This is a genomic window from Rhodopirellula islandica (assembly GCF_001027925.1).
Taxonomy (GTDB): domain Bacteria; phylum Planctomycetota; class Planctomycetia; order Pirellulales; family Pirellulaceae; genus Rhodopirellula; species Rhodopirellula islandica.
Genome location: NZ_LECT01000016.1, coordinates 219,324 through 232,081, shown reverse-complemented (window position 1 = coordinate 232,081; position 12,758 = coordinate 219,324). Strand labels below are relative to the sequence as shown.

The window sequence follows — 12,758 nt, the reverse complement described above, 5'->3', positions numbered from 1 at the left end:
CAAAGCTGCCATCGAACACACTTCGCCGCGTTTGCAGTGACAAGCAAACAAGCCGATGTGGATGATGCATCACACGTTGAAACGCGCAACGTTTGTCATCCACGCCACGTTCAACGACCGTTTCGCGTGTTCAACGACGTGTTTTTTTCAAACTTTTTTTGCGACGTTGAAACGCTTGTTCGTTGCCTGTTCCAACGACGCGCATGCATGCCATGCAGACAACACGTGGACGTGGCGATAACAACACGTTGCGCGCGTGTTGTTGCAAAAACATTGAAAAAGCCAAGCGTTACTGCACTTGTTCGCAAGCAACGCAACAACGTCGACTGGAACGTTGATGCAAACAAGCCACACGGCGCATCAACGACGAAGCGAAACAACATGCAAAAAATGCGTTTGCCGTAGCAAATTTTGTTGGCGACGCAAGCGGTTTTTTCACGAAAACATGTTGCGGAATCCAGCGAAGCGCGTACAGTTACGCGCACGTACTAACGATCGTTTTTGTTTGCAAGGTCGATGAGGATCATCGAAGCGGATGAAATCGATCACCATCGATTGTTGTTGAGCCGTGGCCGGTGACTTGCAATCAACTTTGACAACGAGGACGTCGACGCAATCGCGTTGACTAAATCGATGTCACAGCTCGCAAGTCACAATGACTCGACAACAGTTCCTTTCTCGCGGAGGAAGAACGTGGCCAAGAAAAAAGCAACCAAGAAGACCGTCAAGCGCGCTGCTAAAAAGAGCGTGAAGGCTGTCAAGAAGACCGCTCGTAAAGCAGTCAAGAAGAAAGCCGTCAAAAAGAAAGCCGTGAAGAAGGGCGTCAAGAAAACCGCTCGCAAGGCGACCAAGAAGAAGGCTGTGAAGAAGAAAGCCGTCAAGAAGGCAGCCAAGAAGAAGGTTGCCAAGAAGAAGGCAGTCAAGAAGAAAGTTGCCAAGAAGAAGCGACGCTAAGCTTGACTGATTCGGCGACCCAACCCGGTTCGCCAATCATTCGCGATTCAAATTTGACAAGCCACGTTGAGCTCCAAGTTGGAGAACGTGGCTTTTTTTATGCCCCAGCTCAATCGAGGGAGCTCGGCATCAGAGGGCGCCACCAACCACCGTGTGGCCAAGCGCGGCGAGCAATCCAGCCCCAAATTTTCGCGTTGTCTCAAACGTTGCTTTCCCAGCCCATTAAATCGCCGCGGGGACTGGTTTGGCCGCGGCGAGCGGCTTAATTTGGCCTCTGTCAGCTCCTCCATCACCCCCTTCTTTGCTGACTTCCACTGGGCCCCGTCGCCCGTCCGTGCCAACCCAACGGAACCTGCTTGATGTCGACATCCGATTCCACCCCACCCGACCAACCAGCCAGCCCCAAGTATCGCGATCAGCCCGAAGCCACAACGGGCATGCCAGCCGGCATCCCCTACATCATCGGCAACGAAGCGGCAGAGCGATTCAGCTTCTACGGGATGCGGTCGATCCTCACGGTCTTCATGACAACGTACCTGCTCAACGCCAGTGGTGAACTGGATCCGATGAGCGACGAAGACGCGAAGTTCTGGGGGCACACGTTCATCATGGCCGCCTACTTCACGCCGCTGCTGGGCGCGTTCCTGGCCGACTGGTTGTTGGGCAAGTACCGAACCATCTTGTACCTGTCCGTCCTGTATTGCCTCGGTCACCTGGCACTCGCGATGAACGAAACCCGATTCGGGCTGGCGGTCGGCCTGGGGCTGATCGCCCTTGGCACCGGTGCGATCAAACCATGCGTCTCCGCCCACGTCGGTGACCAATTTGGAACCAAGAATTCACACCTCCTCGCCAAGGTCTTCGGATGGTTCTACGTCGCCATCAACCTGGGCTCCTTCTTCTCGACGCTGCTGACGCCGTGGCTGCTCGACAAGTACGGATCGCAAGTCGCCTTCGGGGTCCCCGGCGTGCTGATGGCAATCGCCACCCTGTTGTTTTGGATGGGGCGCAACAAGTTCATCCACATCCCCGCCCGAGGACCAAGCGTCTTCAAAGACGCCTTCACCGGAATCGGTGGACTGGCGCTGCTGAACCTGATCCCCGTCTACCTCTTGGTCGCTGTGTTCTGGAGCCTGTTCGATCAAACCGCCACTTCATGGGTGATCCAAGCCGAGAGCATGGATCGAAATGTCTTTGGCTTTGAGTTGCTGTCCAGCCAAATCCAGGCGGCGAACCCATTCTTGATCCTCATTTTCGTGCCGCTGTTCAGCTACGTGCTGTACCCGGCGATCAACCGTGTGTTCACTCTGACGCCCTTGCGAAAGATCTCCATGGGCATGTTCCTGACCGTGTCCTCGTTCGCGATCATCGCTTTGATCGAACAAAACATTCAAGATGGCGGGACACCCTCGATCACTTGGCAAGTGCTGGCCTACACAATCCTGACGGCCGCAGAAGTCATGGTCTCGATCACCTGTCTGGAATTCAGCTACACCCAAGCGCCAAACAGCATCAAGAGCATCATCATGAGCTTTTACCTGCTGTCCGTCGCTCTGGGCAACTTCATCGCCGCTGGTGTCAACGCGATCATCTCCAACGCCGATGGCACTTCCAAACTCCCTGGTGCAACCTACTACTGGTTCTTCGCTGGATTGATGTTGGTGGCGGCCTGCCTGTTCATCTTCGTCGCTCTGATTTACCGGGGTAAAACCTACATTCAGGACGACGAAACCCTGGACGCTGAATCGACGGCTGAGAGCTCAATGACCGCTTGATTCGCAAGAATGTTCTGGCGGCCTGAGGTTCGCCACGGTTCTCACCCAGGAACCGTGGCGGTGAGTTGTTCGATGGGGTGGCTTGCAGCGAAGAAGACCATCGTGGGCTGAACGACCGGTGATCGGGTCGAGCGGTCACCTCAGTCCGCGACGCACTTCCAATTCCAGAAAGATTTCTCGCAGGCGTTGAACCGAAGCGGGTTTGGTGATGTGCCTGTCAAAACCGGCCTCCATTGCCATCCGAATGTCTTCGGGTTGCCCATTGCCGGTCATCGCGATCAGCATGCTGGAATCTAATTCCGACAAGCTACGGAATTGTCTCGCGAGCTCGTAGCCATCCATGTCCGGCATGCAGATGTCTGAAAAGACGATGTCAGGCTGCAGCTCACGAGCCCGCTCAATGCCAATGGGAGCACTGGGTGCTGAACTCACCTCGTGCCCCATCGCGCCGACCAACATCGTGAACATTTTTGCGATCGCGGGGACGTCGTCCACCACCAACACCCGGAAACGTTTCCTCGGCTCCTCCACTTGGACGCCCGGATTCAGCTCACCGGGCGGGGCATCCAAACGCGGCAAATGAATCCGAAACTCACTCCCGCTCGACGTCTCGTCACTGTCCATCAACAGGACCTCTCCACCGTGCAGTTCGACCAACTGCTTGACCAACGTCAAGCCGATGCCGAGCCCGCCGCGACTGTCCTTCAATGTGCCTTCCACCTGCGTGAACATTTCGAAGATGGCCCTCCGATGCTCCGGTGGGATACCAACTCCATTGTCCTTGACTGTGATCTCCACCTGCCCATTGGATCGGCCGCAGGAGACTTCGATGCGACCATTTGGCGGTGTGTACTTGCATGCATTGTTGAGCAGATTGGTCACCACCTGCGTCAGCCGGACGTCGTCGCCATGCACATGCAGAGCTTCTTCCGGATCTGCTCGACGAATCAGCTGATGGCCCATCTCGTTGCAAAGTGACTCCACCGCTCGACAAGAATTTGCAACAACTTCGTGAATCGACACCGTCTCTCGCTGCAAATCAATCCGCCCACGCGTGATGCGTGAAACGTCCATCAGATCATCGATCAATCGCACCAACTGGCGGACTTGGTTTTCCAAAACGGTGCTGATCTCATTGACCTGACCAGGGTCCTTCGCCGCGAAACGAAGCAGGTCAACAGCGTTGCCAATCGGTGTCAGTGGGTTGCGTAATTCGTGTGCTAACAATGCGAGAAAGCGATTCTTGCGTTCATCCATCTCACTGAGCAACGCCTTCTCATTCTTCAATTCGCGAAACAACCGCTCGCGTTCGAGTGTGTTTTCGTGCGACTGCGAGACGTCATCGATGATCAGTAAAATCTGATCTGAATGCCCGTCATATCGGTGCAAGGAAACCGCCGAAACGTTGACGTGCACAGTTCGCTTTTGCCCATCGGCATCCTCGCCCTTGGCACAGTAGGTATCCACGCAGCGGAACACGCTTCCGTCGCCCACCGCATCACGGATTCGCTGGCACTCGTCAAGCCTCCGATCGGGAATGATCGGCAAGGGATACCCCAGCACCTCGGCGCTGGTCCAGCCAAAGATGGCTTCGGAGGCGTCGTTCCAAAGCTTCACGCGTCCGTCACAATCGATGACAATGACCGACAGCGGCGACGCTTGGATCATTGTTTGAAACATGCGTGCTTGGTCGCGTTCCCGTTCGGCCGCAGCGATCAGTTCGATCTCTGACTCAACCGACGCCGACAGTTCACGCAACGTTTCGAGTTCGTCTTCCGTCCATTCACGCGGAACAACGTCGACAACGCAAAGCGTACCGAGCACTTCACCCGATCGTGTTCGGATGGGAAAGCCAGCGTAAGAAACGATCCCGTACTCTTTGATGGCAGGATGCGACTCCACTCGAGGATCCACGCGGGCATCTTCTATCAGGAAACGCTCTCCCGCACGTACCGTCAGTTTGCAAAACGAGTGACTCAGCGGTGAACCACGCAGGGTTGCGAGAGGCTCCGGCAAACCAACGCAACTCTTGAAGAATTGCCGATCCTCCTCGATCAGCGTGACCACCGAGGCAGGGCATCGCAGCAAACGGGCGGCCAAACGAGTGATCCGATCAAACGACTCGTCAGCGGGACTGTCCACCAACGACAGACTTCGCAGAGCTTTCAGCCTCAATGGATCTGTGATCGGGTCAACGGTTCGATTCATCGATGCTTTCGCGGCCATTCGCAAGGTCAATGACAAAAAAAGGGGGACGGTTCAACGCCCCGTCCCCCGAAACTCACACCGCATCGATCTTATCTGCGTCCCTCGCCTTTGTCTTGGGGCAGCAACCGGTCCGCCCCTGCAGCTGAAGAATCAGCTGCTCCCGAGCCAACCGCAACCGCCGACGGGAACGATTCTGCCACTTTCGATTCGCCCATCAAGGACTTGGGAAGGACACGCCCGCTGGCAAGAACGTGATCTCGCGATCGTTCGCGACCTTGGGTCCCTCGGTGCTGCGGCCTGAGTCAACGTAATCGTTGAGTAAGCGCAACAACGAATCGACGACTTCAGGATTCTGCTTCGCGACATTGGATCTCTCTGAGGGGTCCGCTTGCAAATCAAACAATTGCATCGGCGGAAGTCCCTGCTGCTTGGCTTTGGGCTCACGCGGGTCGCTCCAGCCGCCACTGCCACGCGACAGGCAGAGCTTCCATTTGCCGCGACGAATCGCGAACGAACCGCCGATGCTGTGGCTGACCAACGCTTCGCGTTCCGATGCTTCGTCACCACCAAACACGCCGGTCAAATCAAACCCATCTTCACCGCCTGTCGCTTCCCGCGGTTGATCCGTGATCGACTGCAAGGTCGTGTACACATCGGTCAAACAAGCGACCGCATTGGTCGTCTTGCCCGCCACAACTTTCCCTGGCCATCGCGCGATGAAGGGAACACGGTGACCGCCTTCGTAGATGTCTGCTTTGTGCCCTCGGTAGCCTGCACTCGGATCATGTTCATACTTGGCGAGCGCACCAAAATTGGCTTCCGGTGAACAACCATTGTCGCTGGTGAAGATCACCAATGTGTTCTCTTCGATGCCCGCCTTGGCAACCGCATCGAGCAATTGCCCCATGTGGTGATCCATCTGCATCACAAAGTCCGCGTAAGGGTTCATCCCACTGGCGTCTTTGAACGGCGGCACCGGAACGATCGGCGTGTGCGGGGCAGGAAGCGGCAGATACAAGAAGAACGGCTTGTCCTCCTTCACGCGTTCTTCGACATAGGCGATCGACTTGTCAAACAAATGCGGCAACACCTGTTCGATCTCAAAGTCATCTCCGATCGGTCCGTTGCGATACCAACCGTAGGGATTCTCCTTCTTCGTCACTCCCTCTTTTCGAGTCGGCACAGAAGTTGGCTTGCCAGTGTCCACCCAGACGTACGGAGGCATGTCCAGTGATCCACAGTGAGCGTAGTACTGGTCGAAACCGTTGCTGTCGGGACCGTTAAAAACCGGCTTTGAAAAGTCAATTTCTTTGCCGTCCTTGTGCCAATCCCAACCGAGGTGCCACTTGCCGATCATCGCCGTGTGATACCCGGCACCTTGAAGCAGATGCCCCAAAGTCGCTCGGTCACCTGGGATCAAGTGCTCGCTGGTTCCACTCAAAACGCCCTTGGCCAATCGCGAACGCCAGTTGTAACGACCGGTCAACAGCCCGTACCGTGTTGGGGTGCACACCGAACTGGGCGTGTGAGCATCCAAGAATGTCAGCCCTTCATCCGCCATCTGCTGCAGACGCGGCGTCTTGATCTTGCATTCCGGATTGGTCGGCGAGACATCGCCGATCCCCAAGTCATCCGCCATCACCAGAATGATATTTGGACGAGCCGTAGAATCGTCGGCACGAACCTGCGTCGCCTCCACATCCATCAGACAGGGAACAGCAACAACCGCGGAAACAACAAACCATCGCAACCAATTCATCAGTAGCCAATCAATCAGAGTGGGGAAGGAAAAAGGGGGATCGCACATTCTAGACACGAAGCATTCTGATGCAGAAAGCTTCTCGTGAGACCCCGCGTGGCCCCTCAAACTACCAAAGAACGGATGCACCTTCTCGGAATGGAAGCACAAACTCGCAGCCCAAAAACGCTTCCCCAGCGAATGCGACAACCGCGGAATGAATTGCGACAACCTGGCAGCGTTCAGAATTCGCTCACGAGGCCGGCTCATAGAGAGGCGAACCCTTGATCTGCTCTTGCGTCAAACCCACTGTGACGGTCGCTTCCGCCCACGAAATCTCTCGAATCAGCTCGCGGCTGATCAGCACTTTTTTGCCTGGCCACCAATTCCGAGTGTCCACGATCAATTTTTGAAGGGACCAGTTCACATCATCGATCAACAATCCTTGAACGTGCCCGACATGCTCATCGCGGCCCTGGATGTTGTAGCCTGAAACTTCGTTCGCACTGCGGAGGTGATTCCGCTGGATGTCATCCGTTTCGACTTGGTCCATCGGCAGCAAACCTGCCGCCAACGGCATCGGCGTGTAACCGCTGCCGGCCAACGTTGCCCCCGCGGGTCCCCAGTAGTACGGCACATCAAAATGCTGGTACAGCTCGATCTCCATCTGACGCGATACCGGGCGATCGGACTCAACCGAAGGGCTGTCGCTGACCTGTTGACTGGTCAATGGGACGGCAGCACTCGCAGCACTCCAGTCCGCGTTCTCAACAACGCCCGGTGGCAACAAGACCTGACGCCCAGGCAGCCAATGCCCTGTGTCAACGACCAGGTGCCTGACGACCCAAGTCTCGTCATCAAACAACAGGTCACAGATCGTTCCGACACTTCGATCGGATCCGAGCAATTCTGTGCCCAAGATGGTCTCGGTGGAAATCAACATGACATGGTTCCTCTGGAAAAGCGGACTGGTTGCGTGAAGCACATCGCGTGCAAAGAACGTTCCGAAACCGAATGCGAAGTCGACTGAGCAGGCATGCAGGATTCTTCAGGTGAAGATCGAGAGATAGTTGGCGAGGTCCAATCAGCGATAACGCTGCGAGACGACACGCAACTCAAACCCACCGCTCTTTGAAACACACTCGAAGACCGTGTTTGCAATCTCATCCACCGAATCGTGCCCTGCCTTGACCGCATGGCGAAGCTCCAGCGTTGCCAGCTGCACTTCCAACTCCCCTGGAATCAACTTGAGGATCTGACGATCACGAGTGGATACGCCGGCCTGGATCAGCAAACGTTCTTCAAATCGCTGCAGTGGACTGGGGCGAGTCCAAAGGAAGTACAGTCGCTTCTCTTCGCTGGAATCGTCCAGATAGCGAGCCTGAGGATTTGATGAAAACTGATTCACCAAGTCGACTCCTGGTCGCGTTCCGCCGACAACGCCCAATTCGATCCCGAGGTGGTCCAACTGCCTGGCATATTCCTTCAAATCGTTGGCCCTCCAATCAATCTGCCATCGTTTGAATCTTGGAATGATATCGGCATCGGCATCTCCGGTTTCGTCCAAACCGCTTCTGCCGGTTGTTCCGGAGCCATCGTCTGCCGATGGATCCATGGAATCCATTTTGGGTTCGGTCATCGCAATTTGTTCGGCGGCCGACACAAGTGACCGAACGGACGCTTTCAAATCGGTGGTGCGAAACGCCACCGTTTCTTGATCTGTCGGAACAACAAACGTCGAATCAACGATCGCGCTGCCTCCAACCGAAACGCGTGTGATCTCCGCCACCGGCTCGGTCAACACAACATCGTCTTCCGGCAGCAGCACCCAGAGCAGAAACAAGACACCGACCATGCTGGTCAGCATCAGCAAGACCGCCATCAAAAACGAAGTCACCGCATCAAACCAACTGGTTCGCATCGCAGCCGATCCGCCTCTGGACGACGACTCCGGTTTCGGGCCGGTGAGTTTCCACGCATTTCGTTTCATCGGATCACTCGCTGAGAGAAGGATGGGCGACTGCCCAAGAGAAGCTCAACGAGTTTAACCGTTCACAGCAACCGACACCAATTTCTCAATGAAATCGGCCAGCCATCACTAGTGGTCTGTCAAAGCTAAAAGTGAGGGTTGATCGTAGTGGACGAGGCGACGAGTCCTTGGATTTGACGCCAGTTCAGGACTCGTCGCCTCGTCCACTACCCTAAAAACAAGTCGTGACAGACCACTAGCAACCTGTTGCTTTGGTCAGCCGGAACGCGTTCGCGTCCGGTAACCGTGGGCTAGCATCCGTCGGCAGATCCTTCGATCTGGGAAACGCTTTCGATCAACAGTCTGCTAGCACCTCAGTCTTTGACGGCGAGGATCCAACCATCATTTGTCCGGACGCTGTTTGTCGAGAAAGGCTTGGATTCTTTCATGCATTTTCTCTGGTGCCGCAATAACCAATGCGCCGTCCTGAGGATAGGGAGCCATCGTGGCGGTTCCACCACGAGCTTCCCAGTGCTTTGGCAAGACCTGATCTTGCACTGTTTGCATGATCAAGGCAGGTCGAAAGGCCCCGTCTTTGGACCACGCCGGCAAATCATGAAGCCGATAGACCTTGACAAAGGTTGTTCCTGGATCGACCAGGACCTCTCCATCCGCCGCATCCGCCGACACTTGCGAATTGGTTGTCACTGCCATTCCCGCCAACATCAAACCCAGCAACAGGGCACCGCACTGCAGATGCATTGTTCAATCCTTTTAAGTTGCGTTTGTCTCTTGCTAAGTGCGAGAACGTGATATCGAGCGTTACTGTAACGCAACCTGGGGGATCCCCAAACATCAATTCAGATCGAATGGATCCGACTCATCCAAGAACGACAAATTGATCGTGCCTCTACTAAGCAGGTCGGCAGAAGTCTTTCGGCATTTGAACTGTGATGGCAACCGCCACTGCTCCCAATTGCAGCCGTGGCTAAGCACGTGAGCGGGAGTCATTGGGCTTGATCACGTAGCGGCGTCTCTCCGAGACGCTGTCATTTGCGAGTCTCAAAGAGACTCGCCTGCGTGAGGTTCTACCCGATCATTCCTGCCGACCTGCTTACATAGGAGGGTAGCCATCGGTAAGCGATCGCGCCACCGACGGACACGTGACCCCACGTCGCCACACTCCATCCCGCCGTGGCCGGACGCCACGGCGGGATGGAGTGTTTCTTAGGGCTCGCTTCCCGGGGGTGGGCTGCTACGCAGCAACCCCCGGCTACCCTCCGACATCCCTACCGGGATCAAGAAAGGCAGATGCCGGACGAAAAGTTGCATCCGCTATCAGTACGGCAATATCACACCTTACCCAGCCCAGGTGAATCGCACTGCAACTTGCCCTGATTTGATCGACTTCCGTTCGCATCCGCACTAACATAGGTGCGCTGCATCGCTGTGGCGGGTGTCGTTTTTGACCGACATTGATTCTGTCCATCTCATTCAATTGGGTCCAGTTCGTTCCATGTTTCGCTCAACCCAACCCAATTGGCTTTTGCTGCTTGCCGTTTCCATCGCTTTTCCATCGACGGGCGTCGCCGAAGAGGGTTACTGGCCAGACGGCAAAACCTATTGCGTCACGCTGACCTATGACGACGGCATTCCGAGTCAGATCGTTCACGCCTTGCCACAGTTGAAGGCTGCGAACCTCAAGGGCACGTTTTTTTCGGCGGGTGGCGTCACCTATCGTTGGTCACAGGAAGACCTCGACCAGGTTCGCGAGCAGGGCCACGAGTTGGCGGGGCACACCATCCTTCACCCCTGCGCTCGCAAGAACGACTGGGTGAAACCGGGCGACGCCTCGGAAGATTACGACGATGCTCGGATGGCGAAAGAACTCGATGAAAACCTAGCCAACCTCATCAACAACGGCGTCAAGCGGGAACTTGCGACATTCGCTTACCCGTGCGGAAACACATCCATCGGGGAAGACAATCACAGCTATGTCCCGTTGGTCAAAGAGCGATTCTTCGCCGCGCGTGGCACCCAGTTTGGTTTTGAGATCCCCAGCCAAGGCAACACCGATCTGTTTGAAGTCAAAACCGTCGCGGGCCACGAACGTGACTTGGCGTATCAACTCGAACAGGTCACCAACGCACGAGAGAAACAGGGCTGGCTCGTGATCATGTTCCATGGTGTGGGAGGCGACCATCTGGCAATCAGCGCGGACGACCACAAAGAGATCCTTCGATTCCTGCAGAACGACGATTCGGTTTGGGTCGCAACTTTCCAGGAGGCTGCCGCTTGGGTGAAATCAAAGCAAGCGGCCGCACCAACCGCCGCGATTGAAATGGAATAGGCAGGTCGGCAGGAGTCTTTCGGCATTTGAAATATCTTGGCAAGCGTGGTTGTTTCCACGTACAACCGGGGCTAACGCCCGAACGGCTCACATGGCTATGCCCGATCATTCCTGCCGACCTGCTTAGGTCTTCCCAACGCCTTGGCTTGGCGATCGCTGGATCGGCAACACCCTACCACGGGTTCATCGTTGCAGCGATCATCGTTGTTTTGGCATTTCGCACAGGCTGGTCCTTCACCCACCTTCCCGAACAAGGGCGCATGCTGTCCGCTGACTTTGCGCACCTCTTTGGCTTTCCACCTGGCCTCGCGAGTGCAATCGTTTCGAGGTAGCGGCAGGGCGTGTTCCGACGCAGCCTCTCCCGCTAACAACTTGGATCATTCAACATGCGTGCTTTCCTTCTGACCCTTTGGCAACGCGGGTTCATCGGCACCTTCTTGACGGGCCTGTTTGCATTGCTGCCACTGGTGATCACGATTTGGATCATGAACTGGGTCGCCGGAATCCTCCGCGGGTTTGTCGGCGCAGAGAGCTTGTTGGGCCAAGGATTGCGTTCGATTGGATTGCACTTTGCCGCCAACCAATGGCTCGCCACCGCAATCGGTTGGGTGTTTGTGGTGGCCGCGATTTGGTTGGTCGGCCTGCTCGTCTCCAGCACCGCTCGTTTCCGCTGGCAAGAATGGTTCGATGGCAGCTTCAAAAAGATCCCCGTGGTCAAGAGCGTCTACGGACCTGTGAAGCAAGTCGTTGAGATGTTCTCCAAGCAAGACGAGTCCGCGATGACCGGAATGAAAGTCGTGCACTGCTACGTCGGCGATGACGAGTCAGCGGGCTTTCTGGGGTTGCTTCCCAGCACCGACACCTATCGATTCCAAGACAAAGAATGCCACGTCATTTACCTGCCGTCCGCCCCGATGCCGATGACCGGCTTCAACATGTTCATTCCGGTCGATCATGTCACCGTTGTGGACATGGGCGTTGACGATTTGATGCAGGTCTATTTTTCGCTGGGCGTGATGACGTCGACCGTGGTTCCACCCGGAGTTGTCCTTCCAAAACAGAAACCGGGACCGACATAAAGGCCGCCAAACCCGGCGTCTTCGATTCGCGGAGTGGAAGTCAACCTTTTTGATCGTTGGGTGGCTTTTGCTTCCGGTCAAAGTGGGCCTCGATCGGTTGCAGGATCACCAACACCACCACCGTCGTCACCACGCTGGTCACGGCCAACGGATACTCTCGCAGTCCGCACGCGGTTCCAACCGCTGCGGCCAGCCAGATGGTGCTGGCGGAAGTGAGTCCAATCACCTCGTGTTCCTGACTCATCTTCAGAATCGCTCCGGCCCCGATGAATCCGACCCCCGCTGCAATTCCCTGAACCACTCGCGTCATGTCGCCTCCGGAATGGCTGGTCATTTCACGGCTCGCAAGGATGAAGATCGATGCAGCCAAGGAAACCAGGATATGAGTGCGCAGTCCTGCCGCGTGCCCACGTGTTTGGCGTTCCAAACCGATTGCTCCACCAAGCAGGACCGCGGCGAGCGTTGGAATCAAGGTATCGGAGAAAGTCATGCGGCAACTGGCGATTTCAAAGCAAATTTGATGGTGTTGATGACGACGAGATCACCCTCCGCCCATTGTGTGCGTTTCGTGTTTGCCTGGATACTGCACATGGCGGACGCCCCCGATCACTCCCTTCCCAATCCCATTGGAACCAGGGGCCGAAAGGTGAACTCAGACTCCTTCTCGCAATGAATGCGATCTGCC

Annotated in this window: 10 protein-coding genes; 4 read left to right on the top strand and 6 right to left on the bottom strand. The window is 55.9% G+C overall.

Features of this window, described 5'->3' with window-relative positions:
• Window positions 1-693 precede the first annotated feature (693 nt).
• A complete protein-coding gene (locus tag RISK_RS07955; protein WP_047813727.1) occupies window positions 694-954 on the top strand; it encodes a hypothetical protein in 261 nt (86 codons plus the stop codon).
• Between the two features lie 359 nt (window positions 955-1,313).
• Window positions 1,314-2,729, top strand: a complete 1,416-nt coding sequence (locus tag RISK_RS07950) for a POT family MFS transporter (protein WP_047813726.1) — start codon at window positions 1,314-1,316, stop codon at window positions 2,727-2,729.
• A gap of 135 nt (window positions 2,730-2,864) precedes the next feature.
• On the opposite strand, the gene RISK_RS07945 is transcribed toward RISK_RS07950, so the two are convergent.
• The 5 genes from RISK_RS07945 to RISK_RS07925 all read right to left on the bottom strand — a co-directional run bounded on the left by RISK_RS07945 (window position 2,865) and on the right by RISK_RS07925 (window position 9,406).
• The gene (locus tag RISK_RS07945) at window positions 2,865-4,937 is read right to left on the bottom strand and encodes an ATP-binding protein (protein WP_236696131.1); all 2,073 of its coding nucleotides are present in this window, start codon (window positions 4,935-4,937) and stop codon (window positions 2,865-2,867) included.
• Between the two features lie 214 nt (window positions 4,938-5,151).
• A complete protein-coding gene (locus RISK_RS07940; RefSeq protein WP_047813725.1) occupies window positions 5,152-6,696 on the bottom strand; it encodes a sulfatase family protein in 1,545 nt (514 codons plus the stop codon).
• A gap of 232 nt (window positions 6,697-6,928) precedes the next feature.
• On the bottom strand, window positions 6,929-7,618 hold the full coding sequence (locus tag RISK_RS07935; protein WP_047813724.1) for a PRC-barrel domain-containing protein: 690 nt from the start codon (window positions 7,616-7,618) through the stop codon (window positions 6,929-6,931).
• Window positions 7,619-7,759: 141 nt separating this feature from the next.
• Window positions 7,760-8,665, bottom strand: coding sequence for a hypothetical protein (locus RISK_RS07930; protein WP_047813723.1), 906 nt, complete (start codon window positions 8,663-8,665; stop codon window positions 7,760-7,762).
• Window positions 8,666-9,046: 381 nt separating this feature from the next.
• On the bottom strand, window positions 9,047-9,406 hold the full coding sequence (locus RISK_RS07925) for a hypothetical protein (RefSeq protein WP_047813722.1): 360 nt from the start codon (window positions 9,404-9,406) through the stop codon (window positions 9,047-9,049).
• Window positions 9,407-10,160: 754 nt separating this feature from the next.
• On the opposite strand from RISK_RS07925, the gene RISK_RS07920 reads away from it, so the two are divergent.
• Both RISK_RS07920 and RISK_RS07910 read left to right on the top strand, forming a co-directional pair.
• Complete coding sequence (locus tag RISK_RS07920; RefSeq protein ID WP_047813836.1) at window positions 10,161-10,994, top strand: polysaccharide deacetylase family protein; 834 nt, start codon at window positions 10,161-10,163, stop codon at window positions 10,992-10,994.
• A 386-nt stretch (window positions 10,995-11,380) separates the two neighbouring features.
• Complete coding sequence (locus tag RISK_RS07910) at window positions 11,381-12,073, top strand: DUF502 domain-containing protein (protein ID WP_047813720.1); 693 nt, start codon at window positions 11,381-11,383, stop codon at window positions 12,071-12,073.
• A 40-nt stretch (window positions 12,074-12,113) separates the two neighbouring features.
• Here RISK_RS07910 and RISK_RS07905 read toward each other — a convergent pair whose 3' ends face one another.
• Window positions 12,114-12,563, bottom strand: a complete 450-nt coding sequence (locus RISK_RS07905; protein ID WP_047813719.1) for an MgtC/SapB family protein — start codon at window positions 12,561-12,563, stop codon at window positions 12,114-12,116.
• Between the last annotated feature and the right edge of the window lie 195 nt (window positions 12,564-12,758).

What these genes read in the sequence shown, in the direction of transcription:
- RISK_RS07940 (WP_047813725.1), bottom strand. Translation starts at nt 6,696, where the DNA reads ATGAATTGGTTGCGATGGTTTGTTGTTTCCGCGGTTGTTGCTGTTCCC.
- RISK_RS07950 (WP_047813726.1), top strand. Translation starts at nt 1,314, where the DNA reads ATGTCGACATCCGATTCCACCCCACCCGACCAACCAGCCAGCCCCAAG.
- RISK_RS07945 (WP_236696131.1), bottom strand. Translation starts at nt 4,937, where the DNA reads ATGAATCGAACCGTTGACCCGATCACAGATCCATTGAGGCTGAAAGCT.
- RISK_RS07935 (WP_047813724.1), bottom strand. Translation starts at nt 7,618, where the DNA reads ATGTTGATTTCCACCGAGACCATCTTGGGCACAGAATTGCTCGGATCC.
- RISK_RS07930 (WP_047813723.1), bottom strand. Translation starts at nt 8,665, where the DNA reads ATGAAACGAAATGCGTGGAAACTCACCGGCCCGAAACCGGAGTCGTCG.
- RISK_RS07925 (WP_047813722.1), bottom strand. Translation starts at nt 9,406, where the DNA reads ATGCATCTGCAGTGCGGTGCCCTGTTGCTGGGTTTGATGTTGGCGGGA.
- RISK_RS07905 (WP_047813719.1), bottom strand. Translation starts at nt 12,563, where the DNA reads ATGACTTTCTCCGATACCTTGATTCCAACGCTCGCCGCGGTCCTGCTT.
- RISK_RS07920 (WP_047813836.1), top strand. Translation starts at nt 10,161, where the DNA reads ATGTTTCGCTCAACCCAACCCAATTGGCTTTTGCTGCTTGCCGTTTCC.
- RISK_RS07910 (WP_047813720.1), top strand. Translation starts at nt 11,381, where the DNA reads ATGCGTGCTTTCCTTCTGACCCTTTGGCAACGCGGGTTCATCGGCACC.